Source organism: Nocardia sp. NPDC056564, from assembly GCF_042793755.1.
Classification (GTDB): Bacteria; Actinomycetota; Actinomycetes; order Mycobacteriales; family Mycobacteriaceae; genus Nocardia.
On sequence record NZ_JBHTUR010000010.1, the window covers coordinates 1 to 25,441 of the forward strand.

Here is a 25,441-nt window from a genome sequence, read left to right on the forward strand (position 1 = left end):
TGACCAGAGCCCGCACCCGGCCGGTCGCCCGCACGGCGACCGGCCGGGTGTCTCTGTGTGCTGGACCCGCAACGGAGCGGGCGAAAAGCGGCACAGGGCGCACATGTCGCCCATGCTGGGTAACCGCATCGGATTGCCAGGGTGATTGACAGCGCTGCGCCGCTGGTAGGCGATCCGTACTGTGAGGAAACAGACCGGTTGGTGATTGATTTCGCTGGTTACCGTGGTGGTGTGTGCAGGTGCATGTCAGGGCGGTAACGGGTGGGCACTACTGTTACTAGACATCGGAATGATCCGCTTGAAAGCTGAGGAGCGATAACGTGACTGTCCGGGTAGGCATCAACGGCTTCGGTCGTATCGGACGTAACTTCTTCCGGGCGGTGGAGGCGCAGAAGGCGCTGGGCACCACCGACATCGAGATCGTCGCGGTCAACGACCTCACCGACAACGCGACTCTCGCGACCCTGCTCAAGTACGACTCGATCCTCGGCCGTCTGCCGCAGGATGTCTCGCTCGACGGCGACGACACCATCGTGGTCGGTGACCAGCGGCTCAAGGCGCTGGCCATCAAGGAGGGCCCGGCGGCGCTGCCGTGGGGCGACCTGGGTGTCGACGTGGTCGTGGAGTCGACCGGCATCTTCACCGACGCGACCAAGGCCAAGGGCCACCTCGCGTCCGGCGCCAAGAAGGTCATCATCTCCGCGCCCGCCAAGGGCGAGGACCTGACCGTGGTCATGGGCGTCAACGACGACAAGTACGACGGCAGCCAGAACATCATCTCCAACGCCTCGTGCACCACCAACTGCCTCGGCCCGCTGGCCAAGGTGCTGCACGATGCCTTCGGCATCGAGCGTGGCCTGATGACCACCATTCACGCGTACACCCAGGACCAGAACCTGCAGGACGCGCCGCACGCCGACCTGCGCCGCGCCCGCGCCGCCGCGCTGAACATCGTGCCCACCGGCACCGGCGCCGCGAAGGCCATCGGCCTGGTGCTCCCCGAACTGCAGGGCAAGCTGGACGGCTACGCGCTGCGCGTGCCGGTCCCGACGGGCTCGGTCACCGACCTCACGGTCAAGCTGGCCAAGTCGGCCTCGATCGACGAGATCAACGCCGCCTATCAGGCCGCCGCCGCGGGTGCGCTGAAGGGCTACCTCAAGTACAACGTGGACCCGATCGTGTCCAGCGACATCGTCACCGACCCGCACTCCTGCATCTACGACGCGCCGCTGACCAAGGTCATCGACGATCAGGTGAAGGTCGTCGGCTGGTACGACAACGAGTGGGGCTACTCGAACCGTCTCGCCGACCTCATCGGCCTCGTCGGCAAGTCGCTCTGAGGCCATGACAATCCGAACTCTCGACGATCTGCTCAGCGAGGGTGTCGAAGGTCGGGGCGTGCTCGTGCGCTCCGACCTGAACGTCCCCCTCGACGACAACGGCCAGATCACCGACCCCGGCCGGATCATCGCGTCCGTGCCGACCATCAAGGCGCTGGCCGAGGCCGGCGCGAAGGTGATCGTCACCGCGCATCTCGGCCGGCCGAAAGGCGAGCGGGACGCCAAGCTCTCGCTGGCCCCGGTCGCCGCGAAGCTCGCCGAGGAACTGGGCCGCAACGTCCAGCTCGCCGGTGACGTGGTCGGCGGGGACGCGCTCGCGCGCTCGGAGGGGCTGACCGACGGCGATGTCCTCCTGCTGGAGAACATCCGCTTCGATCCGCGCGAGACCAGCAAGGACGACGCGCAGCGGGGCAAGCTGGCCGCCGCGCTGGTCGAACTGGTCGGCGACGACGGCGCGTTCGTGTCCGACGGCTTCGGTGTGGTGCATCGCAAGCAGGCGTCGGTGTACGACGTGGCGAAGCTGCTGCCGCACTACGCGGGTCAGCTGGTCGCGGCCGAGGTCGACGTGCTGGCCAAGCTGACCACCGACACCGAACGGCCGTACGCGGTCGTGCTCGGCGGGTCGAAGGTCTCCGACAAGCTCGCGGTCATCGAGGCGCTCGCGCCGAAGGTCGACACGCTGGTCATCGGTGGCGGCATGTGCTTCACCTTCCTTGCCGCGCAGGGCCTTTCGGTCGGCGCCTCGCTGTTGCAGGAGGAGATGATCGACACCTGCAAGGGCCTGCTCGACCGGTACGCCGACGTCATCCACCTGCCCCGCGACATCGTGGTGGCGAACAAGTTCGCCGCCGACGCGGACTCGAAGGTCGTTCCGGCGCACGAGATTCCGGACGGTTGGCTGGGCCTGGACATCGGCCCCGAGTCGACCTCCCGGTTCACCGCGCTGCTGACCGAGGCGAAGACGGTGTTCTGGAACGGCCCGATGGGCGTGTTCGAGTTCGAGAGCTTCGCGGCAGGCACCAAGGGCGTGGCCGAGGCCATCGTCACCGCGACCGGCAAGGGTGCGTTCACCGTCGTCGGCGGTGGCGACTCCGCGGCGGCCGTGCGCGCGCTCGGGCTGCCCGACGACGGTTTCTCGCACATCTCCACCGGCGGCGGCGCGTCGCTGGAATACCTGGAGGGCAAGGAACTTCCGGGCATCGCAGTGCTGGACGATTGAGGAGTGCTACGACTGTGACCAAGTCTCTCGCCAGGAAGCCGCTCATCGCGGGTAACTGGAAGCTCAACCTCAACCACCTCGAGGCGATCGCGCTGGTGCAGAAGATCGCGTTCGCGTTGCCGGAGAAGTACTTCGCCAAGGTCGATGTCTCGGTGCTGCCGCCGTTCACCGACCTGCGCAGCGTGCAGACGCTGGTGGAGGGCGACAAGCTGTTGCTCACCTATGGGGCGCAAGACATTTCGGCGCACGACTCGGGTGCCTACACCGGTGAGGTCAGCGGCTCGATGCTGGCCAAGCTCGGCTGCACCTTCGTCGCGGTCGGGCACTCCGAGCGCAGGCAGTACCACCACGAGGACGATGCCCTCGTGCTGGCCAAGACCAAGCAGGCGCTGAAGTACGGGCTCACCCCGATCGTCTGCATCGGCGAGGGCCTGAATGTGCGCGAGGCGAAGACGCACGTCGAGTACAACCTCGAGCAGCTGCGCGGTTCGCTGAAAGGCCTGACGGCGGAGGAGATCTCGAAGGTCGTCATCGCCTACGAGCCGGTCTGGGCGATCGGCACCGGCAAGGTCGCCACCCCGGCGGACGCGCAGGAGGTCTGCGGCGCGATCCGGGCGGAGCTGGCCGAGCTGGCCTCCCCGGAGGTCGCCGCGGGTGTCCGGGTGCTCTACGGCGGCTCGGTCAACGCCAAGAATGTCGGCGAGCTGGTCGGACAGGCCGATATCGACGGTGCGCTGGTCGGCGGTGCCTCGCTGAAGGGTGACGAGTTCGCCACCCTGTCCGCGATCGCCGCGGGCGGTCCACTGCCGTAACCGTTTTCCCGAGCAGAGCCGGGCACCTTCGGGTGCCCGGCTCTGCTCGTGCGAACGCTACTGCGCGCGCAGGGTGAGCCCGTTGCCGTTGGCGTTGCGCAGGGTGAGGATGTCCGCGTCGACGGTCGCGGTCGTCTTGCCGTCCAAGGCTTTCAGGACCGACTGCTCGACGTCCATCACCTCGACCGGGCAGAGCATCTTCGTGGTGGCGATCTGGAAGGTCGGTTCGGTGTCGGGACCCGTTGCGCGGCCGGTCATCCGGTTGCAGCCGGCGGTTCCGGTGACGCTGCCGTCCGCCGCGATGGTGAGCGTCGGTTTCACCTCGTCGATGGTCTGCGAACGGATTTGGGCGTCCGCGGTGATCAGGGCGGTGACGGTCCAGGTGGTGCCCTTGATCTGCCGGTCCGGCACGGCGACCTTCTTGTCCAGCAGGGTGACGGTCAGGTTGTCCGACTTCAGGGTCAGCTTCGCGCCGTCGAGCTGCCAGGTGGGGTCGGAGTTCAGCAGGCCGTTGAGCCACTCGTCCGCGCCCTGCCGGTCGCCCGTGCAGGCCATCAGGGTGCTGGCCAGGCCGGACACCCGCAGCTTGTGCTCGTCGAGCGTGACCGCGCCCGAGTAGGAGTTGCACCCCGCGTCCGCGGCGATCCGGTCGTCCTTGAAGGTGAGGGTCAGCGGGCCGCCGCCGGGTATCGGCGTGCCCTCGACCCCGGTCGATAGGAAGGTGTGGCCGGCCAGTTCGGGCGTGGTCGAGGGGGGCTTCGAGTCGCCGCTCGAGCAGGCGCCGACCGCGAGCAGGGCCAGCAGGGCGACCGGGCCGAACCGCACGAAGTTAGCCGACATGACGCGATGGTACCGACGTCGTGCGGTCCGGCCGGGTTTTCGGCCGGTCAGACCGGCATGCCTAGAGCCGAGGCGAGCGTCTGGCCGACGGCGTTGGCGAAGGCGGCGAACGCGCCGGGATCGAGGATCTGCAACGGCACGTCGCGGTTGCTGCACCCCGCCGGCGCGGGGATGCCGTTGAGCCGATCGTTGAGCCACAGCGCGGCCGAACCCGCGCCCGAGACCGCGGCGATGCCGTGCTCGCTGATCAGCTCCCTGGTGTAGAACACCTTGGCGCTCGGATCCTTGCAGTAGGTGTCGTAGACCTTGTTGAGCGCGTTGACGGGCATCACCTCGTCGAGCGGCGCCTCGTAGAAGTACATCGGCGACATCGGAGTGCCGCGGCGGCCGAGGCTGATCTGTTCGAGCATGGGCTGTAGTTCGGGCGCGCTGAGCGGGTCACCGCCGGGATAGTCGAACAGGCCCTTGATGTTCACGAACGGGAATCCGGCGAATTGCAGTACGACGCATTGCCCTTCGTGCACCACCCGGATGGCTTTGCCGAGCGGGTTCATGTACCGGTCGACGAACTGATCGAGTTCCGGGTATTCCCGTGCCACGCCGAACAATCCGCCGAGCACCGCGCCGCCGAAGGTAGAGGTGCCGTTGTTGTAATCGATCGCCGTGCGGATGTCGGCCATCACGCCGCCCGCCGCGGTGCCGACCAGGTTCAGCTCCGGTGCGTACTCGCGCTGTAGTTCGGCGGCGTGCGCGGTGGGGATCGCGCCGCCCGAGTAGCCCCACAGTGCCGTGCGGGTCGCCGTTCCCGGCAGCCCGGCGGGTTCGAAGTTCTGCGCCGCGCGAATCGCGTCCAGCGTGATCCGGCCGCCGAGCGGGCCGGTCGCGTATGCCGCGTTCGGTCCCTGATGGTCGGGTACGACGACCGCGTGCCCGAGCTGCAACATGGCTTGGACCTCGATGAACTCGGCGCTGATCACCGGATTGGTCGGGTTGGGCAGCGAGCCCATCTGCAGCACATAGGACGGCGCGCAGTTCACCGACAGCGAGTCCTCGGCGAACTGGAACGAGACCAGGCTCCGGTCGGGGGTCGGCGACGGGCGGTACGGCACGATGACCGTGGCGACCGCGGGGATCGCCTCGCCGCGGGTGTTGGTGCTGCGATATGACAACTGCCAGGCCCGCACGTTGAGCGGGATCAGGAAGAAGTTCGCGAGATTGACCTGCCGGGCGCCCAGGATCTCGCCGGGCTGCGCCGCGGCGACCTTGGCCGGGTCCGGGTTGTAGAAGCCCGGGTCCAGGTACGGCGGCGCGGGCGGGAGCGGGAACGGCAGCGGTGGCGCGACCGGCACCGGATCCGCGTGGGCCAGCCCGACCAGCACGGGACTCATCGCCACGGTCAAACCCGCGGCCAATGCCAGGCAAGTGTGCGCGACCATCCGCTTGGTGCCCGCGGCAGTGCCCATCTTCATGTGGAACTCCTCGACCTCTACGCAACGCTGCGCGCCACGGCTCCCGAAAAAAGAGAGCAGATGCTTCCTAATTGGCGCGTCGACTGTAGAGCGCGCCCTGTCGCTGTGTCAACGATCACGCTGACCCCGTGACCGCCCCCGCGTGGCCGGGCGGGCAGGATGGGTAATCATGACCGGGAGCGCCGAAACATCGCGTCCACGGCGGACGCAGCAGGAACGCCGCGCGGCCACCGTCGCCAAGCTGATCGATGCGACGATCGCCGCCATCGGCGAGGTCGGCTACCAGCGCACGACCGTGCAGGAGATCTGCGGGCGCGCGGGGTTGTCCGTCGGGGCCATGTTCCGGCAGTTCGACAGCAGGCTCGACCTGATCGTGCGCACCGCGGAGGCGATCGTCACCCGGCAGTTGGCCGCGTTCAGCCTGGTGATGGAACATATTGGGGATCAAGCGAATCCGCTCGACACGGCGTTGCGGTTCCTGCAGGCCGCGCAGCAGGACAACACCACGCACGCGTTGCGCGAGATCTACCTCGCCGCCCGCTCGGACGCGGAGCTGCGGACCAGGATCGCGCCGACGGTCGAGAACTATTACGACGATATCGTCGCCGCCGTGGACCGCACCGGGGTGCTCGGCCAGTTTCCGCAGCGCCTGCACGAGCCGATGTTCTTCATGGCGCTGCACGTGTTCTCCGGGCAGGCGGTCGTGCGCGGCGTGTACCAGCGGCCTGAACTCGATGAACAGGTACTGAAGCTGGTCGGGGACATGCTGCGCAACTATGCCGAATCGATCGACGAATAAGGTGCGGTTGTGGACGCTGCAGGCGCCCGAGGTGGTCGCCGCGGTTCGGGCGAGCGGTCGCTACCGCGCCGACTGGGATCTCGTGTCCGCGAACTTCCGGCCCGCGTATCGGGCGGTGGTGGCCGAAATGGCAAGGCGCGGTATCGATTGCCCGGATGGGCCGCCGGTGTGGTGCTGGCCGGGGCGCGCCCTTCGCGGTAAGGCCGTGCGGCGCACCGCGAATGCGCTTCTCGGCGACCACGAATGGGCGCACGGCCGGTGGTTGCTCGAACTCCGTGTGCCGGCGGCGGTTACGCTCGTCACCTCCTACTCCGCATGGAACGACCACCTCGCCTACACCTTCGGCGACCCCGACGGCGCCGCGGCGATGGACTGGACCGGCCTGCTGCACACCGAGTGGGACGAACAGCAGGTGACCATCCCCGAACTCCGCGCCGAATGGATCGTGCGAGCGCGGCCCTACTTGCCCGATGCCGAGACCGCCGCCAGGATCGCCGCAGATCCGTTGCTGCGCGCGCCCGAGCGATAGTCGCGACGGGGAGGGCTCGTGCTGCCGGACCTACCTCGTGGCGATCGCGACCGCGGCGGATCCGTTGCGGCGCGTGCCGTGGGGACGATCTTGCTGGCTGGGGCGTACCGCCTGGGTGCCGAGGTCCCGGCCAGAATTGTGGCAGCTCGAGCGTTGCGCGCATCGGCGCCATATATGCAGGCGACAAGTCGCGCGGACAGGCGCTAGGCTCGGCCGCGTGCATCGATTCCTCCCGATCTCCCCGCCGCTCGCCTCCTGAGCGAGGTGTAGGCGTACTTCCGCATTCGCTCCGGTCAGCGGCCTGACGACCAGGCTGCATCCGGTAGCGCCGTTCCGCGTACCTGCGCGTCCGCTTCGGGGACGCCCGGGTCGGGAACGGATCGCGTCCGTTCCGCACTGCCTGTGTTCGCTTCGGTGACGCTGGGTTCGGAGCGGCTGCGACCTTTCCGCATTGCTTCGCGCTCGCGTCAGCGGGGCCAGTCCTGGTGGATTGCGCCTGTTCCGCGTGCCCGCGTTCGTTTCGGCGAACTCGGGTCGGCTGACGGACTGCGATCGATCGAGAAAAGCTGCGGTTCTTCGGCATTCGATGTGCACCTCGCTTCCGCGACCCCATCCCTCTCTGTCGCAGGAGCGCACCCTTTCATGTCCATATCTCTGTCCACGGCCGGCCGTTCCGGGCTGGTCTACCTCGTCGGCGCCGGAATGCTCTGGGGGACCGGTGGTTTGCTCGGCACGCTGCTGGGCCGCGCCACCGGTTTGTCACCTGTCGCGGTGGCTACCTGCCGGCTCGCCGTCGGCGGCTTGCTGCTCGTCGCCTTACTCGCGGCGGCACGTCGGCCTTGGCCGCGAAACCTCGTGGCCTGGCGAAGAATCGGCGCGGTCGCTGTCCTCGCGGCTACATTCCAAGCCTGCTATTTCGGTGCGGTGGCGGCATCGTCGGTCAGCGTCGCCACCTTGATCACCATCGGTGCGTCACCCGTGGTGGTCGCGCTGCTGGAACAGTTCACCGGCAGACGCGCCGTCGACCGGAGGCGCGCGGCGACCATCGGTCTCGCGCTGTCCGGCCTGGCCCTGTTGGTCGGCGTCCCCGCCGATGACGTCGGCGCGACCGGCCTGCTCGCCGGTGCGGCCCTCGCCGTCGCGGCCGCGGCCGCCTTCGCCACGGTCACCGTGATCAGTTCCCAACCGGTCGAGGGCCTCGACCCGATGACCACCACCGGTCTCGGATTCACCGGCGGCGCAGCCCTACTCGCCCCACTGGCCCTCGCCACCGGCATCACCTTCGCCCCGAGCCCCGGCGGTTTCGCCCTCCTCGCCGCGCTCGGCCTGGTGCCGACCGCGATCGCCTACACCCTCTATTTCCGCGGCCTCCCCGACGCCGGCCCCGGCACCGCGGCCATCCTCGCCCTCCTCGAACCCCTCACCGGCGCCCTCCTCGCCGCCATCGTCCTCGGCGAACGCCTCACCCCCCTCGGCCTGCTCGGAGCGGCCCTGCTGACCGTGGCCCTCATCCTCGCGGGCAACCAGCCGCGTACCGGCGAGGTCGAATAGCCACGAATGCTCAGGTCACCCGATGTCGCGGGCACCCGGGTGGCCCACAGGTCGCAGGAGCCACCCACACCATCGCCGCCGGTCGCCAGTGCTGCTGCCGGTTGCCACCGCGGGTGGTCGCTATTGCCGCCGGCGCGGATGGCGATACGTTCGCTGACCTCGACTACGGGTGCGGTCCTGTTCGGTGCTGTGCGCACCCGTCCGGCAGGTCGTACTCCCTGATGACTATCGACCGAGACGAATCGCGGCAACGGTTCGTCTCGGTTCGAGTTCGTGCTCGCCGGTGTCCGGCCGCGCAGGAGCGCTGGCCGCGTCCGGATGGCCATCACCTCAGCAGGCCGCTCGCGACTCCTCGACCGCCCGAACGAGTCGCGGAGGCGGGCCAGCCTAAGCTTCGGTGAGTGATCACTGCTCCGAACACCGCTGTTTCGACCTGGGCTCCGCTGCGGTCGCCGGTGTATCGCGCGTTGTGGATCGCGCAGTTGGTCTCGAACCTCGGCACCTGGATGCAGACGGTCGGCGCGCAGTGGGTGCTGGTCGACGAGCCGAACGCGGCGGTGCTGGTGTCGTTCGTGCAGACCGCGATCACGTTGCCGGTGATGCTCCTGGCCATTCCGTCCGGGGTGATCGCGGATCTGGTCGATCGGCGCAGGCTGCTGCTGGGGGCGCAGTCGACGATGGCGATCCTTGCCGCGCTGCTGGCGGTGTCGACGGCGACCGGGCACACCACGCCTGCGGTCTTGCTCATCCTGCTGTTCCTGATCGGCTGCGGGCAGGCGCTCACCGGTCCCGCCTGGCAGGCGATTCAGCCGGAACTGGTACCGCGCGAACAGATTCCGTCGGCCGCCGCGCTCGGCAGCATGAGCATCAATATCGGGCGCGCGGTCGGGCCCGCGATCGCGGGCGTGCTCGTCTCGCTGTCCGGCCCGACGTTCGTGTTCGTGCTCAACGCGGTGTCCTTCGGCGGCATCGTCGCGGTGCTCGCCCTGTGGCGCAGGCCCGCGACGGATCGGCAACTGCCGAGCGAACGCCCGCTGGCGGCGTTGCAGGCCGGGACCAGGTTCATCAAGGCCGCGCCCGCGATCCGGCGCGTGCTGCTGCGCTCGATCCTGTTCATCGCCCCGGCCAGCGCGGTGTGGGCGCTGCTGCCGGTGATCGCGCGCGACGAACTCGGGCTGTCCTCCTCCGGCTACGGGCTGATGCTGGCGGCGCTCGGCATCGGCGCGGTGCTCGGCGCCGTCGGCCTGTCCCGGCTGCGCACCCTGCTGACGCCTACCCAGCGACTGGCCCTGGCCGCCGTCCTGTTCGGGATCGCGTCCGCGACCACGGCGCTGGTGCACATCGTCCCCGTCGTGCTGGTGCTGCTGGTCTTCGCCGGCTTCGCCTGGCTGCTGGCCATGTCCACGATGAACTCGACCATGCAGTTGCTGCTGCCCGCCTGGGTGCGTGCGCGCGGGCTGTCGGTGTACCTGCTGGTGTTCATGGGCGGGCAGGCGATCGGCTCGCTGGCCTGGGGTGTGGTCGCGGGTGCGCTGGGACCGGTGTTCGCGCTGCTGGCCGCGGCGGGGCTGCTCGCGCTCTGCGCGGTGAGCACGGTGTGGCTGCCGATCGGGCACAACGCGGAGAACCTGGATCAGACCCCGTCGGCGTACTGGCCGGAACCGCAGCTCGTGGTCGAACCCGAACCCGCCGACGGACCGGTCATGGTGCTGCGCACCTACGACGTCCCGGCGGAGAACGTGGACGAGTTCATGGCCGCGATGGCGTTCGTCGGCCGGTCCAGGCAGCGAACTGGGGCGATGGAGTGGCGACTGTATCGCGACGTCGGCGTGCTCGATCGCTACGTCGAGGCGTTCGTGGTCCGCTCCTGGGCCGAACACATGCACCAACACCAGGTCAGGCTCACCGCGCAGGACCAGCTGCGCGAGCAGGAGGCGTCGAAATACACCATCGGCGACGACCGGATCACCCATCTGGTCGCGATTTTGCCTGCTTAGGATCGGCCTTGCCGAGTGCCTGATTCGGTGGGATCGGATCGTCCGCATACACTGTGCGGCATGCGGATGTTCCTCGATATCCTCCTGATCATCGCCAGCGTGCTGCTGGTGCTGCTGGTGCTGCTGCACCGCGCCAAGGGTGGAGGTCTGTCCAGCCTGTTCGGCGGCGGTGTGCAGTCCAGCCTCTCTGGCTCGACCGTTGTGGAGAAAAACCTCGACCGAATCACCGTCTTCACCGGCCTGGTATGGGTCATCGCCATCATCGGCATCGGCTTGGAGATCAAGTTCGCCTGATCAGGCGCGTCACCACACCGGCCGCGATCGTCGCACCCGCCAGCACGATGGCGGCGATGACGAACGCGGCCGGATAGCTGTCGCCGATCACCGGCGCCACCACCAACGGACCGAGCATCTGCCCCGCGCCATAGACGGCGGTCAGTGGTGCCGCCGCATTGCCGTCCGACAGCTCCCCACCGATCCGGATCGCCAGCATCACGATGCCGAGGAACGTCGCGCCGAACAGGGCCGCCGACAGCACGGCGGGCCACACCGCGGTGGTGAGCGCGGGCAGCACCGCCGAAACACACTGCGCCACTAGCGCGATCGGCATCGCGACCGCCGGGCTCCAGCGTCGCGCGGCAATGCCCCACAGCACCGTGGCGGGCACCGCGGCCGCGCCGACCACCACCCAGATCCACGCGCCGACCACCTGCCCGCGCTGATCGCTGATCGCCGCCACCAGGAACGTGCCGATCACGATGTACCCGAGGCCCTCCAGGAAATAGGAGACCAGCAGCGCCCGCCACGCACCCGTCGACCGGATGGCGGCCTTGCCCGCCCGGCGTCCGGGCTGGATGTCGAGCCGCCACGCGGGCAGCAGCAACAGCACGGTCAGCGCGGCCGAGACCAGCCACATGCTCTGCCAGCCGAGGAACGGCCGCACGGCCAGCACCAGCAATCCGGTCAGCGCGATCCCGAAACCGACTCCGCTGATGGCGATTCCGGCCGCGTCCCGGCTGCTGCCGTGCCTGGCCGCCACCCCGGCGCAGGCGACGAAGACGACGGCGCTGCTGACGCCGGCGATAAGGCGAAGGGCCGCAGGGACAATCGTGGGCGCGGGCACCGCCATCAGCAGTTCGCTGACGATCAGCAGCGCGGCGGCGAGCCGGAAGACGGTGCGGGAGTTCAGCTCCGGCCAGCGGGTGAGCAGAATGGCGCCGAGCAGATAGCCCGCGTAGTTGGCGGTCGCGATCACCGCACCGTCGTTGGCGTCGATCCGGTGCGCGTCCACCATGATCGGCAGCAGCGGCGTGTAGACGAACCGGCCGACGCCCATCGCGGCGGCCAGGCCGGCGGCGGCCGCGAAGGCAGGGGCGAGGCTGCTGCGCGGAGGTCGAGCGAGAGTAACGGTCACCTCAGCGACCGTACGGTCCTTTTTCCCATCGGAGAAATGCTTTCTACGCACCGTGTATACGCTGGGTGCATGGATGAGGAAGTGCCGCCGTCCGGCGCGCCCGCGCCGGTCGAGGCCGGCGGATCGGCGAACGTCGAATTGCGGCACCTGCGCGCGTACGTCGCGCTGTGCGACGAGCAGAACTACACCCGCGCCGCCGTTCGCCTGCACCTGAGCCAACCGGCGCTGACCAGGACTATTCAGCAGTTGGAGCGGCAGCTCGAGTGCCGCCTCATCGAACGCACGTCCCGGCGTTTCGCTCTCACCGACGAGGGCGCCGAACTGCTGGCGCACGCCAGGCGGATCCTCGCCGACGTCGACACGGTCACCGCGCAGCTGCGATCGCGCGCCGCCATCGAGATCGGCTTCGCCTGGTTGCTGCCTGCCACCTGGCTCGCGGCCACCCGCCGCCGCTACGAGGCCCTCGGCGGCCGCATCACCCTGCACCGCGTCGACGACCCGCTGGCCGCGCTCGATACCCGCGCCATCGATATCGCCATCTACCGCGGGGAGACTCGGCTGCCGAGCCACCTCCGATCCCGCCGGATCGCGACCGAGCAGCGCGTGCTCGCGGTCGCCGCCAACTCACCGCTGGCCGGGGCGACCGCCCTGCACTGGGCCGATCTCGCCGGATACCCGCTGGTGGTGAACGAGGTCTCCGGCACCACCCATGCCGATTCCTGGGTACCGGCCGACCCGAACCGGCAGATCATCACCTGCCGCAACTTCGACGAATGGATCGAACTCGTCGCCGCGAACCGCGGCATCGGCGGCGCCCCCGCCCTGGCCCGCACCCGCGCCCCCCACCCCGGCGTGGTCTACCTCGACGTCCCCGACGCACCGCCCTCCCACGTCTACCTGGCCTGGCGCGCCAAACCCGAACCCACCCGTGCGGTCCAGCGCTTCCTCACCCTCGCCTGACCTCAGGACCCGGGTCCCGAGTGTCAGTCGGCGCGGGGGATGCGGCCGTCCAGGTCGGTGAAGCCGTAGGTATCGGCGAGATCGGCTACCCGCCATGCCGATCCGGTGCGGGAACGGCGGTCGGGGTCGGTGGCCAGGGCGACGACGGCGCGGCCGGGGAAGCGGGGGGTCTCGGCCTCGGCGAGGTCGAAGGTGCCTTCGCCGGGCAGGGTGACCAGGCGCCGGCCCTGTGCGTCGGCCGGAACCAGTTGCAGCAGTTCGGTATCCACGATGCCGGGCCACAACGAGACGACGGTGACCTTGGTGTCGGCCAGGTTGTGCGCCAGGTCGGCGGTGAGGCGATCCAGGGCGGTCTTCGCGACACCGTACACCGCGTTGTGCATGTACCGGATCGCGCCGGGGGAGGAGATGTTGACGATCAACCCGTCCGACTCGATCAGCAGCGGCGCGCCGAAAACGCTTGCCACATAGTGCGATCGGACGCCGATATCGAAGGTCTCGTCCCACGCCTTCGGCGGCACCTCCCAGAACGGCTTGCCGAGCCAGCGGGCCGCGGCGGGGGAGTTGTAGACGTTGTTCACCAGCACGTCGAGGCGCCCGTGCTCGTCGCGAATCCGCTGGAACAGTCGCTGCACCGCGTCGTCGTCGCGGTGATCGCAGACGATCGGAACGCCGACCCCGCCCGCCGCGTCGATCGCGGCGGCGGTCTCACCGACCGTGCCGGGCAACCGCCCGGGCGCATCCGAGCGCCCGGTGACGAACACCGTCGCCCCCGCCGCCCCGAGCTCGAGGGCGATGCCCTTGCCGATGCCGCGACTCGCGCCGGTGACCACCGCGATCTTGCCGGTCAGTGGGTTAGGTATTCCGCTCACGACTTCAGGACACTACCGTGAAACAAGAACACGTTCTAGGTTTTGGAGGCCGCAGTGGAGTTGACGCATCGGTTCGTGACGACCAACGGCGTCCGGATGCACGTCGCCGAGCAGGGTGAGGGGTATCCGGTGATCTTCTGCCACGGCTTCCCGCACACCTGGTTCATCTGGCACAACCAGCTGGAGTCGGTCGCGGCGGCGGGCTACCGGGCCATCGCTCCGGACCTGCGCGGGTATGGGCAGACCGACCGGCCCGCGGATGTGGATTCGTACACGAACGAGGCGGTGATCGGCGACCTGTTCGCGTTGCTCGACGACATCGGCGCCGAGCAGGCGGTCTTCGTCGGGCTGGATTTCGGCGCGGCCCTGGTGTGGGAGTTGGCATTACGCGCCCCGGAACGGGTACGCGGCGTCATCGTGCTGAACAATCCCTTCGCGCCCCGCCCGCCGCGCTCGCCGTCGCAACTGTGGGCCAAGGCCGCCGCGCGACACTTCCTGCACCTGCACTACTTTCAGGCGCCCGGCGTGGCCGACGCCGAACTCGCAGCCCGCCCAAGGGAATTCCTTCAGCGTGTCTACTACTCGCTCAGCGCCGACTACCACTATCTCGACACCTGGCAGTTCCCGGCGGAGGGCACCGGCTACCTCGACGTGCTGCCGGAGGCCCCGCCGCTGCCCTGGCGCTGGCTGACCGAACCCGAATTCGACACCCTGGCCCAGGATTTCGAACGCACCGGCTTCACCGGCGGCCTGAACTGGTACCGCGCCCTGGACCGTAATTGGGAACTCACCGCCGACTACGCCGACGCGTCCGTCACCGTCCCCGCCTACTTCATGTACGGCGACCACGACCCCGACATGGAGGGGTTCAGCGGCCGCGACCCCCTCGCCACCCTGCGCAACCACGTCCCCGACCTGCGCGCGGTCACCAAGATCGCCGACGCGGGCCACCTCGTCCAACTGGAACGCGCCGCCGAGGTCGACACCCTGCTCGTCACCCACCTCCACGACCTGGTCCCCAACCCCTCCGACGTCCCGGCCTAGCGTCAAACGCCTTCCGTCGGTGCGCCGTTCATGTCGGTGGGTGCCGCTAATGTTCGCTCATGAGTTACAGCCTGAGCGTTTACGTCGTCGAACTGGATAGGGTCAGGGCCGCGATCGGCTCGCGGGACGACAAGCTCCGGCGCATGATCGGCGGCCGGTTCAAGGCGCAGCTGGCGCACGCCGACGACTGGTTCGCCGAGGAGATCGCGAACGGCGCGCCCGCCCGGTACGACGCGGTGCGCGCGGTCATCGACGGCGGCCCGTTCGATCCGGGCTACGGCTTCCAATACGCCTATGCGTACCAAACGATCTGCCAGTTCTACGGCAGGTTCCTGGACAACCGCTACTTCTCCCCGTTCCGTGGCAGTTGGCTGGAACAGGTCGACGAGGGCCTGGCCGAGCTCGGCATCAAGGCGATCAGCCTCGCCGATTTCGTCTATCACGCGTTGCCCGCCGCGCTACCCGAACCGGAAGAGCTACCCGGCTACGGCGAATGGACCCCGGAGCAGTGCGCCGAAGCCCTGGTGCAATGGGAATCGACGAGCCCGAGGCAGCGCGAGGAGGTCGACCACGAGGTGCTCGCGGCGATCGAGTCGTGCATGGAGTGGATCCGCGAGGCGCAGGCCCGGCCGGGCTGGGGGATCGCCGGCTTCTTCGTCTGACCGCTCAGCGGTATTCGTCGGCCCGCTTCGGGTAGTCGGCCCACTGCGGCAGCGGTTGGTAATCCAGGTAGGCGGTGAGCCGATCCAGCAGGTACTGCCAGCGCGGGCCGATTTCGCGCGCGTCCGCGGGGGTGACGTGGCGACGGATCAGTTCGACGTTGGTGACCACACCGACCTGGGTCATCCGCACCTCCAGCAGGCACCCGTCGATGTGCACGATCAACTCGTGCGGCGCCTGGCAGTGCCCGACCCGCACCGCGACCGGCCGCGACACCGGTCCGTCCATCGGTTCGATGGTCAGATTGCCGTTGCCGCCCGACACCGCGCCGAGCCAGTGCGCCAGCTGCCCGCGGTCGGTCGCGGCCGACCACACCTCGAGCACCGGCTTTCGGAAGGAGCGCAGATAGTGCAGGAGCACCAGGTCGCCGTCCGCCGCGCGATCGTGCTCCGGCCGAACCTCGCCGAGCATGGACATCATCGTCATCGCCGTGCCCTCCACCGCTGGTCGTCACCGTCACTGTGGCTCCAGTATTCCCCTGTCGAATCCGAATCGCGGGAATACCGCCACGGCGTGCCTGCCCCGCGATTCCACATTGCCCCGGTGCGGACCGCGGACGGCCGCGACATGACCGCTGGATGACGAAGCGGTGTCCGCGATCGCTACCGGATGGTAGCTTCCGGATTGCCGACATCATTGAAAAATAAAGTAGCGCAATACAATACAACTATCGCGCAATGTGCTCACGGCGCTGGTGAGTTGTCTTCGCCGAGATGCGGAACTGCTTGGTGGTCTGTACATTTGGTGCAGCCCGAACGCGCAGGAGGGGTCGGGACGCCATCAGCATGCCTTCTTGGTCAACGTGAGTGCGGAAGTACGGAACTTGTCACAGTCATTGATCGCGCCGGAAGGCGAGCGTCGGGAACCACTGTTTCGGCGGCTGCGGACGCCGCTGCTAGCCCTGCTGACCTGCGCTGCCATCACCTCGGTCGTGGTGGTGATCGCGGTGTACTTCGCCCCGACCGACTTCCGCGTTCCGCTCACTGTGGGCGCGGTCACGGCCGCTATCGCGTTGTGCGCCACGGTAACTGCGGCCGTGCACTATCGCGGCGCGGCCCGGCGCGCGAGGGAATCCGCGGCGGCGATCACCGCCGAGGCGACCGCCAGGGTGGCCGCAGCGAGCGAGGCCGCCGGCGTGCACGCGTGGGAGGCGAAGAACAGCGACAGCCGCCGGTCCGCGGCCATGGCCGCGTTCGCCGGTGCGGCGGGCCGGATGCAGGCGATGACCACCAGCATGCTCGCCGAACTGCGCGAGATGGAGCACCGGCACGCGGATCCGAAGGTACTCGCCGACCTGCTGCACCTGGACCATCGCACCGCGCAGGCCGGCCGCCTCGCCGACAGCATCGCCGTGCTCAGTGGCGCCCGATCCGGGCGCCGCTGGGCCAAACCCATTGCCATGGAGTCGATCCTGCGTGGTGCGATGGGGCGCGTCGCGGGCTATCAGCGCGTCCGGTTGCGCGCCATCGCGGAGATCGCCATCGCCGGTCACGCGGCCGAAGGCGTGATGCACACCCTCGCCGAACTGCTCGACAACGCCTGCAATTTCTCCCCGCCCACCACCGAGGTGCACGTCTATGCCGCCGAGGTGCCCGCGGGCGTGGTGCTCACCATCGAGGACAGCGGCCTGGTGATGAGCGAATCGGCGCTGCGCCGCGCCGAGCAGACCGTGTCGAGCACGAGCACCGACAGCCGCGGCCAGCGCTCCTCGGACCTGTCCTCGCTCAGCGGCACGCGGCTCGGCCTCGCGGTCGTCGGCCACCTCGCGCGCAAGCACGGCCTCACCGTGTCCTTCCGCCCGTCCGCCATCGGCGGCACCGCGGTCGTGGTGGTGGTGCCGCGCGATCTCACCGCGCGCGTCGACCGTTCGCAACCGGCCTCGCTGGCCACCAACCCCGCGATCCCGACCGCCTCGCTGCCCACCGCGGCCGCGTCGTTGTCGTCCGCGCCGATCGCCGCCGCCCCGCAGCCCGCCGCCGTCGAACCGGCGCCCGAGCCGGTGCCGGTCGCCGAGCACACCAGCATGGGCCTGCCGAAACGCCGCCGCGGCAGCACCCTGGCCGCGGTCCACCCCGCTGGCCTGTCCCTACCCTCGCTCGACGCGCCCGCGGCGACCCCGCCCGCGTCGACACCGGCGAACTTCGGTGCGTTCCAGCGTGCGCTGGCCGGTCGTGACCCCGACAACTCCGCTGCCGCAACACCTTCCCCGTCCCCTACCGTTGCCGTGGAGAATGATCGATGACAACGTCCGTGCCGTCGCAACTCAGCTGGCTGTTGGAGCAACTACTCGCCCGCACCCCGCGCACCCGACACGCCCTACTCCTGTCCGGCGACGGCCTCAAGATCTGCCACACGCCGGAACTCAGCATGGACAAGGCGGACCAGCTCTCCGCCATCGCCGCGGGCATCCAGAGTCTCTCGCACGGCGCCTCCGTCGAGTTCGGTGACGGCAGAGGCGGTGTGCGCCAATCGATGACGGAGTTCTACGGCGGCATCCTGTTCATCGTCGAGGCGGGCCTGGCCGCGCACATCGCGGTCGTCGCCGCCGAGGACGCGGACGCGGGCCTGGTCGGGCACAACATGCGGGAGCTGGTCGAGCAACTCGGCCATCACCTAGCGTCGAAGCCACGAGTCGGGGGAGCGAGCGTGTCGTGAACAGGCCAGGGCGCGACGACGATCCGGACCGGCTCTACACACTGACCGGAGGACGCAGCAAACCGGACTCCGACAGCTTCGACCTGGTCACGCTCGTGGTCAGCGAATGCGATCCGACCCAGGGTATGCAGTCCGAGCACGTCGCGATCCTGGACATGTGCCGCGCGCCGACCGCGGTCGTCGAGATCGCCGCCGAGCTGCGCATCCCGGTCGGCATCGCCACCATCCTGCTGTCGGATCTGCTGCACGCAGGCAAGATCACCGTCCGGCACCCCGGTACCGGCCCCAGTTACCCTGACGCGCCGTGGAATTCGGTGCCCGACTCCACCACCCTCGAGAAGGTGCTCGTTGGACTCCGCAACCTTTGACGCTCGGCCCGCCCGTGCCGACGCACCGCTGAACAGCGCGACCCGCCAGGGACTGAAGATCGTCATCGTCGGCGGTTTCGGGGTCGGCAAGACCACCATGGTCCGCGCGGTCAGCGAGATCCGCCCGCTCGACACCGAGGCCACGATGACCAACGCGGGCATCGGCATCGACGATCCGAGCGGCGCGCCGGGCAAGTCGACCACCACGGTCGCCTTCGACTTCGGCCGCATCACCATCGACGCCGAGAACGTGCTCTACCTGTTCGGCGCGCCAGGGCAGGAACGGTTCTTCTTCCTCTGGGACCGGCTGTTCTCCGGTGCGTTGGGCGCGATCGTGCTGGTCGACCAGCGCCGGATCGCCGACTCCTGGTACGCCATCGACCGGCTCGAGGCGCAACGTACTCGATTCGTGGTGGCCTGCAACAACTTCGGCGAGCCCACCCGGCTGCAAGAAGTCCGCGACGCCCTCGATCTGGATCCGCAGGTGCCGCTGGTCGACTGCGACGCGAGGTCGCGCGAATCCTGTAAAGGCGTGCTGATCACCCTGGTCGAGCACATCTACGCCGATGCCCCGCGAGCGGAGACCGCATCATGACCACCTCCAGCGCAGCCGCGGCCGCCACCGGCGGCTGCCCGGTCACCGGCGCGGTGCCGCTGAGCGGCCCTCGCTTCCACACCGACCCGCAGCATCTCTACCGGGAGATGCGCCGCGAGCACGGTCCCGTCGTCGCCGTCGAACTGCCCGGCAACGTGCCCGCCTGGCTGGTCATCGGGTACCGCGAGCTGCATCAGGTCACCAGCGACCCCGAGCTGTTTCCGCGCGACGTCAGCCTGTGGAACCAGTGGCCGAACATCCCTGAGGATTGGCCGTTGCTGCCGATGGTCGGGCAACCGCGACCGTCGATCTACTTCACTGCCGGCGCCGAGCATCGCCGGCACGTGGCCATGGTCGAGCCCGCGCTGGAATCGGTCGATCCGTTCGAATTGCGCCGCACCTGTGAGGAATTGGCCGACCGGCTGATCGACGGATTCTGCGGTCGCGGCGAGGCCGACCTGGTCGCCGAGTTCGCGGTGCCGATGCCGGTGCTCGCGCTCGCCTGGGCGCTCGGCTTCCCCGACGAGGACGGCCCGCGGCTGGCCTGGAGCATGAAGGCGCTCGCCGACGGCGGCGCCGACGCGCAGGCCGCGTACGGCCGCTACTACGAGCAGATGCAGCAGGTGCTGGCCGCCAAGAAGGCGCGGCCCGGCACCGACCTGGTGTCCAGGATGCTCGCCCACCCCGGCCCGTTCAGCGACGAGGAGTACGTGCAGGACCTGATGGCGGTCACCGCGGCCGGGCACCTGCCGACCGCGGACTGGATCGGCAACTCGGTGCGGCTGATGCTCACCGACGACCGGTTCGCCGCGGCGCTCGGCGGCGGGCGGCGCAGCGTCGGCGAGGCGATGAACGAGGTGCTGTGGGAGGACACGCCCACCCAGATCCTCGCCGGACGCTGGGCGGCGCGTGATACCCGGTTGGCCGACAAGGTGATTCGCGCCGGTGACCTGCTGCTGCTCGGCCTGGCCGCCGCCAACGCGGATCCGCACGTGCGCCAGCATCTGGTCGACGGCGTCGAACCTGCGCACACGGGCAACAGCGCGCACTTCGCGTTCAGCTACGGCGAGTACCGGTGCCCGTTCCCGGCGCAGCAACTGGCCGAGATCATCGCGCGGACCAGCATCGAGGTGCTGCTCGACCGGTTGCCCGACATCGACCTGTCCGTTCCCGCACAGAACCTGGTCCGGCGTCCGTCGGCGTTCCTGCGCGGCATGACTTCTTTGCCGGTTCGTTTCACCCCAGTTCGTGCAGTCGGAGGTACCCAGTGACCCAAACATGTCCATTCGCCATCGATCCGATGGTCGGTGACCTCGCTGGAGAGACCACCTATCTGCGCACCAACGGTCCGGTGGCGCGGATCGAACTGCTCGGCGTTCCCGCGTGGACCATCACCGAGCACGCGGTGGCGCGGCAACTGCTCGTCGACCCTCGGCTGATCAAGGACATCAGCGGATGGTCGCTGTGGAACTCCGGTGTGGTAACCCGGCAGTGGCCGCTGATCGGCATGATCGACGCCGGGCGTTCGATGTTCACCGTGGACGGGGCCGAGCACCGGCGGCTGCGGATCAAGACGACGCAGGCGTTGTCGCCGCGCCGACTAGCGGATATCCGCCCGGTCATCGAGCGACTAACGGCGGAACTGCTGGACGATCTCAGTGCCGTGGGCAGCGGGGATTCGGTCGTCGACCTCAAGGAGGTCTTCGCCTATCCGCTGCCCATGCGCGTTATCAGCGAGTTGATGGGCGTGGATCGCGCCGATCATCCCATGCTGCTCACCTGGTACAAAGCGTTCTTCTCGTTGCTCACACCGCAGGACGAGCGGTTGCGGGTGATCGACGACATGGACGTCTACTACACGGATTTGGTGCGGAAGAAGACCGCGAATCCGACCGACGATCTGACCAGCGCGCTCATCCTGGCCGCCGACGGCGGGGAGCCGCTGACCGAGGAGGAGGTGGTCGGCAACCTGAAGGCGCTGGTCGCCGCGGGGCACGAGACCACGGTCGGGCTGATCCTCAATGCGGTTCGCGCGCTGCTGGCCCGGCCCGAACAACTGGACAAGGTGCGCACCGGCGACGTCGAGTGGAAGCAGGTGGTGGAGGAAACGCTGCGCTGGGACAGCCCGGTCAGCCACCTGCTGATGCGCTTCGCCACCGAGGACATCACCATCGGCGACACCGTGATCGAGAAGGGTGAGGGCGTGGTCATGTCCTACCGCGCCATCGGCCGCGACACCGCCGTGCACGGCGAGGACTCCGACGATTTCGACATCACCCGCGCAACCTCCCACCGCCACTTGACCTTCGGCCACGGCCCGCACATCTGCCCCGGCGCGGCGCTGTCCCGCCTCGAGGCAGGCATCGCCCTGCCCGCCCTGTTCGAGCGCTTCCCGAACCTGCGCCTGGCAGTCCCGGACGCGGAAATCCGCAACCTCCCCGTCCTGACTCAGAACGACTTGGCTGCGTTCCCAGTGCATTTGGGCTGACGGCACACCGGCCTACACTTCTGCCCCTCCATCCGTAGCGCGACTCGGGCGCGCGTCCGTGCCTGGGTTGCGTGTCTGTGTTGTGGGTTGGGGACTTGTGCTTGGGTGTGTGTCTGTGTTGTGGGTTGGGGGCTCGTGCTTGGGTGTGTGTCTGTGTTGTGGGTTGGGGACTTGTGCTTGGGTGTGTGTCTGTGTTGTGGGTTGGGCGCTCGTGCTTGGGTGCGTGCCTGCGTTCAGGGTTGGCGCACGTGCTCGGGTGGGGGCACCCACTCTCGGGATTCGCACTCTCTCGGATCGCACGCGCAATGGGCCCATTCTCGGTGCGCGTCCCGAGGCAGGGTGCGGGTTCGGGCGACGTGCGTTGAGTGTGGTTGTCGAACGTGGGTGATGTCGGGAGTGGTTGAGGTGGATCGTTTGCCGCGCTGTAGTTGACCGGCGGTGGTCTTGGTGGGACTACTCGGCCAGGAGTTTGCCTGCGGCGGTTTCTATTTTGGTTTCGTCGAGGAGGACGGTGTCGGCGGCGGGGCCCAGCGGGACGAAGCTGTTCTCGCTGGTAACTCGGGCGATGCGGCCGTCGAAGCCGGCGTCGATGAGGGCGGCGCAGACGGATTCGGAAACGCCTCCGCTGTGGCGGGTTTCGTCGGCGATGAGGACGCGGCCGGTGGCGCGGGCATGGTGCAGGAGGTCGTCGAGGGGGAGGGGGGAGAGCCAGCGGAGGTCGAGGACTCGGGTTCGGATGCCCCGGTCGGCCAGGCGGCGAGCGACGCGCAGGCTCATGGGGACGCCGTTGGCGAAGGTGACGATGGTGAGGTCGGTGCCGTCTCCGTAGCCGCGGGCGCGGCCGATCTCGGCGTGGGCGGTATCGGAAGGTGTTGCGAGCCAGGCGTTGTCGCCCGGTTCGTAGAGATCGCGGGTGTGGTACAGGGCGATCGGTTCGAGGTAGACGCAGACGCGGCCGTCTACCCGGGCGGCCGAAACGCAGGTGCGCAGCAGGGCGGCGGCGTCGTCGGCGCGGGACGGTGACGCGATCACCAGCCCGGGGATATCACGCAACGCGGCAATCGAATTGTCGTTGTGGAAGTGCCCGCCGAAACCCTTCTGATACGCGTAGCCCGCGATCCGAACGACCATCGGATTGCGGTACTGCCCAGCGGAAAAGAACGACAGGGTGGCCGCCTCGCCGCGTAACTGGTCGGCGGCGTTGTGCACGTAGGCCAGGTACTGGATCTCGGGGATCGGGATGAACCCGGCGAGGGCCGTGCCGAGTGCGGTGCCGAGCACGCTCTGCTCGTCGAGCAGGGTGTCGAAGACATGGCGTTTGCCGAATTGCTTTTGCAGGCCTTTGGTCACGCCGTACACGCCACCCTTGCGGCCGACATCCTCGCCGAAGACGAGTACGTCGCGGTCGCGGGTCAGCAGACCGGCCAGGGTGCGGTTGATCGATTGCCCGAGGGTCAGGGGATCCGGCACTCCCGCAACAAGATTCGGATCGCTCGCGGAAACCGGAACGGCGCGTTGTGATGTGCCGCTACCCGCCGTGTCGGGCAGCGACGTCACCCGCCCGGTCTCCACCGGTTCCGCGCCTCGGAATACATCCTCGCGCACCTGTGCCGGGTGGGCCGGGGCGAGTGGTGCGATCACCGAGGTAGCCGAGGTCAATTTCGGTTCGCGCCAGACGAGTTCGGCTGTGGCGGTGACGCGGTGGGCGATGTCGTCGTAGCGTGCCAGGATCTCGGTGGGGGTGGCGACGCCGGTGGCGACGAGCAGGCGGGCGGTCGCGGTGACCGGGTCGCGGAGGATGTCGGCGGCGATGTCGGTGGGCCTGCGGTAGGCGGCCTCGACGTCGGAACCGGCGTGGCCCATCAGCCGGACCGTGCGCAGGTGCAGGAAGGCGGGCTTGCGGTGCTCGCGGACCCAGTCGGCGGCCGCGATCGACGTGGTCAGTGCGTCAACGGGATCGCAGCCGTCGGCGCCGAAATACTCCAGGCCGGCCCGCGATCCGTACGCCTGCTGGATCCAATCCGCCGGGGTGGGGACGCTGATCCCGATGCCGTTGTCCTCGCAGAGGAACAGGATCGGCAGCGGAACACCCTGGCGCGCAGTATGAATCGCGGCATTGATCGCGCCCGCCGCGGTGGAGTGGTTGGCCGAGGCATCACCGAAACTGCACAGCACCACCGCATCCGACGGCCATTCGCTCGAAACGCCCAGTCGCGCGGCACGATCGATCGCGAACGCGAGCCCGACCGCTCGCGGCAGATGGGAGGCGATGGTCGAGGTCTGCGGGATGATGGCGGCCGGCTTGCTGCCGAATACCTTGTGCCGCCCACCGGAAATCGGATCCGCCGCCGCGGCGACAATGCCGAGCAGCACGTCGCGAATCGGATCGAGGCCGGGCACCCGCCGAGTCCGCTGCACGAAGAATGCGCCGGACCGATAGTGCAGCAACGCCGGATCGGTCACCCGAAGCGCCACGCCCAGCGCCGCATTCCCCTCGTGCCCCGACGACCCGATGCTGTAGTAACCGCGCTTGCTCGCCCCCAACTGCCGAGCCGCCAGATCCAATTGCCTGCTCGTCGCCTGCGACTCGAACAGCTCCAGCAGCACTTCGCCGGTGATCCCCGGTGCAATCTCCGCCACCGCCGCCTGCCCCGGCGTCAGCGCCTCGACCGCCGCCCGAAACCGATCATCAAGAACCTTGCCCGGACTGGATCCAGCCTTCGCGTCCCGCTCGCTCATTCGCGCCAGCATATCGCCCACCCGATGATTTTGCGCGCAATAGCCACCCCCACCGAACAAATTCCCGCCATCCCCCACCATTCCACCTGAATGGTCGGCCCCGGCGGCATCAGCCCGCCATCCCTCCACCCCCCAACGCACCGACGCCCCCATGCCCAACCCCCCAGTCGAAGACCTGTTGTCTCAGCACCCAACCAGACCTGAAACCGGCCCCGAATGGTGCCCCCAACGCCCAGATCCCACAACACTGCACCGATCGGGACGCCACCCCCCACCTCGACGCCCACCCCAGCCATGCCCCGCCCGATACCCGAAACAGAACCCCCCAGAGCGCCCACTCCTCTCGTACCTCAACCACGCCCCACCCGGCGCACTACAGGTACGCCGAGCAGCCCTACGACGAACGCCCACTCCACATTTGACTCAACCCCGCCCCACGCGCCGCGCGCTGACGCACCGACCGGGACCTGACAGAGCGCCCACTCGCCCGTTGGCTCAGCCGTGTCCCGCTCGTTGTGTGCTGGTGCGTGGACCGGGACCTGACGGCGCGTCCACTCGATGTTTGGCTCAGTGTTGTCCCGTTTGGCGAAAGGTATGGCACCGCACGGGACGTCACCCAGCGCCGACTCGATGCCTACCTCAGCCGTGTCCCACTCGACGCGCATGACGCCTGAAACGGGGCATAGCGGAGCGCGACTCGCCTGCTTGCCTCAACAATGCCCCGTGCGACGGCGCACTGAGTAGGCCTAGGAGGAACGACTTTTCGGCCTTTGGCTCCTCCATGTCCGCTCGTTGTGTGCTGTGCGTGGACCGGGACCTGACGGAGCGTCCACTCGACGTTTGGCCCAGCGGTGTCCCGTTTGGCGGCGGGTATGGCACCGAACGGGACTTCCCCGGTGCCGACTCGATGCGTACCTCGGCCGCGTCCCACTCGACGCACCCGATGCCCGAAACGGGCATGGCGGAGCGCGACTCGCCTACTTGCCGCAACAATGCCCCGTGCGACGGCGCACCGAGTAGGCCTAGGAGC

At 68.7% G+C, this 25,441-nt stretch carries 23 protein-coding genes; 17 read left to right on the forward strand and 6 right to left on the reverse strand.

Annotated features, from left to right (window positions below):
• Positions 1 to 320 precede the first annotated feature (320 nt).
• The 3 genes from gap to tpiA are packed head-to-tail and all read left to right on the forward strand — an operon-like array spanning position 321 to position 3,371.
• Positions 321 to 1,340, forward strand: a complete 1,020-nt coding sequence (gene gap / locus ACFQ9K_RS23885; RefSeq protein WP_378721081.1) for a type I glyceraldehyde-3-phosphate dehydrogenase — start codon at positions 321 to 323, stop codon at positions 1,338 to 1,340.
• A gap of 4 nt (positions 1,341 to 1,344) precedes the next feature.
• Positions 1,345 to 2,559 carry a phosphoglycerate kinase gene (locus ACFQ9K_RS23890; protein WP_378721080.1) on the forward strand — a complete coding sequence of 405 codons (1,215 nt, stop codon included), beginning with the start codon at positions 1,345 to 1,347 and terminating at the stop codon, positions 2,557 to 2,559.
• A gap of 14 nt (positions 2,560 to 2,573) precedes the next feature.
• Positions 2,574 to 3,371, forward strand: coding sequence for a triose-phosphate isomerase (gene tpiA / locus ACFQ9K_RS23895; protein WP_378721079.1), 798 nt, complete (start codon positions 2,574 to 2,576; stop codon positions 3,369 to 3,371).
• Between the two features lie 57 nt (positions 3,372 to 3,428).
• On the opposite strand, the gene ACFQ9K_RS23900 is transcribed toward tpiA, so the two are convergent.
• Entirely contained in the window at positions 3,429 to 4,211 is a 783-nt protein-coding gene (locus tag ACFQ9K_RS23900; protein ID WP_378721078.1) for an META domain-containing protein, read from the reverse strand.
• Between the two features lie 47 nt (positions 4,212 to 4,258).
• Complete coding sequence (locus tag ACFQ9K_RS23905; protein ID WP_378721077.1) at positions 4,259 to 5,680, reverse strand: lipase family protein; 1,422 nt, start codon at positions 5,678 to 5,680, stop codon at positions 4,259 to 4,261.
• A gap of 169 nt (positions 5,681 to 5,849) precedes the next feature.
• On the opposite strand from ACFQ9K_RS23905, the gene ACFQ9K_RS23910 reads away from it, so the two are divergent.
• The 5 genes from ACFQ9K_RS23910 (at position 5,850) to secG (ending at position 10,850) form a co-directional block, all read left to right on the forward strand.
• Complete coding sequence (locus tag ACFQ9K_RS23910) at positions 5,850 to 6,479, forward strand: TetR/AcrR family transcriptional regulator (protein WP_378721076.1); 630 nt, start codon at positions 5,850 to 5,852, stop codon at positions 6,477 to 6,479.
• Entirely contained in the window at positions 6,457 to 7,008 is a 552-nt protein-coding gene (locus ACFQ9K_RS23915; protein ID WP_378721075.1) for a hypothetical protein, read from the forward strand. Before ACFQ9K_RS23910 ends, ACFQ9K_RS23915 begins: the two co-directional genes overlap by 23 nt.
• A gap of 642 nt (positions 7,009 to 7,650) precedes the next feature.
• Complete coding sequence (locus tag ACFQ9K_RS23920; RefSeq protein WP_378721074.1) at positions 7,651 to 8,559, forward strand: EamA family transporter; 909 nt, start codon at positions 7,651 to 7,653, stop codon at positions 8,557 to 8,559.
• A gap of 401 nt (positions 8,560 to 8,960) precedes the next feature.
• On the forward strand, positions 8,961 to 10,556 hold the full coding sequence (locus ACFQ9K_RS23925; RefSeq protein WP_378721073.1) for an MFS transporter: 1,596 nt from the start codon (positions 8,961 to 8,963) through the stop codon (positions 10,554 to 10,556).
• A gap of 60 nt (positions 10,557 to 10,616) precedes the next feature.
• Complete coding sequence (secG, locus tag ACFQ9K_RS23930) at positions 10,617 to 10,850, forward strand: preprotein translocase subunit SecG (protein WP_150408414.1); 234 nt, start codon at positions 10,617 to 10,619, stop codon at positions 10,848 to 10,850.
• Here the strand turns inward: secG and ACFQ9K_RS23935 are convergent.
• Positions 10,837 to 11,970, reverse strand: coding sequence for a YbfB/YjiJ family MFS transporter (locus ACFQ9K_RS23935; RefSeq protein WP_378721071.1), 1,134 nt, complete (start codon positions 11,968 to 11,970; stop codon positions 10,837 to 10,839). The two genes, secG and ACFQ9K_RS23935, sit on opposite strands and share 14 nt — an antisense overlap.
• A gap of 69 nt (positions 11,971 to 12,039) precedes the next feature.
• On the opposite strand from ACFQ9K_RS23935, the gene ACFQ9K_RS23940 reads away from it, so the two are divergent.
• The gene (locus ACFQ9K_RS23940) at positions 12,040 to 12,930 is read left to right on the forward strand and encodes a LysR family transcriptional regulator (RefSeq protein WP_378721070.1); all 891 of its coding nucleotides are present in this window, start codon (positions 12,040 to 12,042) and stop codon (positions 12,928 to 12,930) included.
• Between the two features lie 23 nt (positions 12,931 to 12,953).
• Here ACFQ9K_RS23940 and ACFQ9K_RS23945 read toward each other — a convergent pair whose 3' ends face one another.
• Positions 12,954 to 13,802: an SDR family NAD(P)-dependent oxidoreductase gene (locus ACFQ9K_RS23945; RefSeq protein WP_378721069.1), complete on the reverse strand. Its 849-nt coding sequence runs from the start codon at positions 13,800 to 13,802 to the stop codon at positions 12,954 to 12,956.
• A 54-nt stretch (positions 13,803 to 13,856) separates the two neighbouring features.
• On the opposite strand from ACFQ9K_RS23945, the gene ACFQ9K_RS23950 reads away from it, so the two are divergent.
• Complete coding sequence (locus ACFQ9K_RS23950) at positions 13,857 to 14,846, forward strand: alpha/beta fold hydrolase (RefSeq protein ID WP_378721068.1); 990 nt, start codon at positions 13,857 to 13,859, stop codon at positions 14,844 to 14,846.
• 59 nt (positions 14,847 to 14,905) lie between these two features.
• Positions 14,906 to 15,508 (forward strand): hypothetical protein, encoded by a 603-nt coding sequence (locus ACFQ9K_RS23955; RefSeq protein ID WP_378721067.1) that lies wholly within the window; start codon positions 14,906 to 14,908, stop codon positions 15,506 to 15,508.
• 4 nt (positions 15,509 to 15,512) lie between these two features.
• Here ACFQ9K_RS23955 and ACFQ9K_RS23960 read toward each other — a convergent pair whose 3' ends face one another.
• Positions 15,513 to 15,992: a hypothetical protein gene (locus ACFQ9K_RS23960; protein WP_378721066.1), complete on the reverse strand. Its 480-nt coding sequence runs from the start codon at positions 15,990 to 15,992 to the stop codon at positions 15,513 to 15,515.
• A 397-nt stretch (positions 15,993 to 16,389) separates the two neighbouring features.
• Between ACFQ9K_RS23960 and ACFQ9K_RS23965 the strand changes: the two genes are divergently transcribed.
• Genes ACFQ9K_RS23965 through ACFQ9K_RS23990 form a run of 6 tightly spaced genes read left to right on the forward strand, consistent with a single transcriptional unit; the run spans position 16,390 to position 21,672 of the window.
• On the forward strand, positions 16,390 to 17,808 hold the full coding sequence (locus ACFQ9K_RS23965; protein ID WP_378721065.1) for an ATP-binding protein: 1,419 nt from the start codon (positions 16,390 to 16,392) through the stop codon (positions 17,806 to 17,808).
• Positions 17,805 to 18,221, forward strand: coding sequence for a roadblock/LC7 domain-containing protein (locus ACFQ9K_RS23970; protein ID WP_150408408.1), 417 nt, complete (start codon positions 17,805 to 17,807; stop codon positions 18,219 to 18,221). Before ACFQ9K_RS23965 ends, ACFQ9K_RS23970 begins: the two co-directional genes overlap by 4 nt.
• The gene (locus tag ACFQ9K_RS23975; protein ID WP_378721064.1) at positions 18,218 to 18,589 is read left to right on the forward strand and encodes a DUF742 domain-containing protein; all 372 of its coding nucleotides are present in this window, start codon (positions 18,218 to 18,220) and stop codon (positions 18,587 to 18,589) included. The genes ACFQ9K_RS23970 and ACFQ9K_RS23975 overlap by 4 nt, the downstream gene beginning before the upstream one ends.
• A complete protein-coding gene (locus tag ACFQ9K_RS23980; protein WP_378721063.1) occupies positions 18,570 to 19,184 on the forward strand; it encodes an ATP/GTP-binding protein in 615 nt (204 codons plus the stop codon). Before ACFQ9K_RS23975 ends, ACFQ9K_RS23980 begins: the two co-directional genes overlap by 20 nt.
• The gene (locus tag ACFQ9K_RS23985) at positions 19,181 to 20,455 is read left to right on the forward strand and encodes a cytochrome P450 (protein ID WP_378721062.1); all 1,275 of its coding nucleotides are present in this window, start codon (positions 19,181 to 19,183) and stop codon (positions 20,453 to 20,455) included. The genes ACFQ9K_RS23980 and ACFQ9K_RS23985 overlap by 4 nt, the downstream gene beginning before the upstream one ends.
• Positions 20,452 to 21,672, forward strand: a complete 1,221-nt coding sequence (locus ACFQ9K_RS23990; RefSeq protein ID WP_378721061.1) for a cytochrome P450 — start codon at positions 20,452 to 20,454, stop codon at positions 21,670 to 21,672. Before ACFQ9K_RS23985 ends, ACFQ9K_RS23990 begins: the two co-directional genes overlap by 4 nt.
• A 453-nt stretch (positions 21,673 to 22,125) precedes the next feature.
• Here ACFQ9K_RS23990 and ACFQ9K_RS23995 read toward each other — a convergent pair whose 3' ends face one another.
• Positions 22,126 to 24,411 carry a thiamine pyrophosphate-dependent enzyme gene (locus tag ACFQ9K_RS23995; RefSeq protein ID WP_378721059.1) on the reverse strand — a complete coding sequence of 762 codons (2,286 nt, stop codon included), beginning with the start codon at positions 24,409 to 24,411 and terminating at the stop codon, positions 22,126 to 22,128.
• Positions 24,412 to 25,441 lie beyond the last annotated feature (1,030 nt).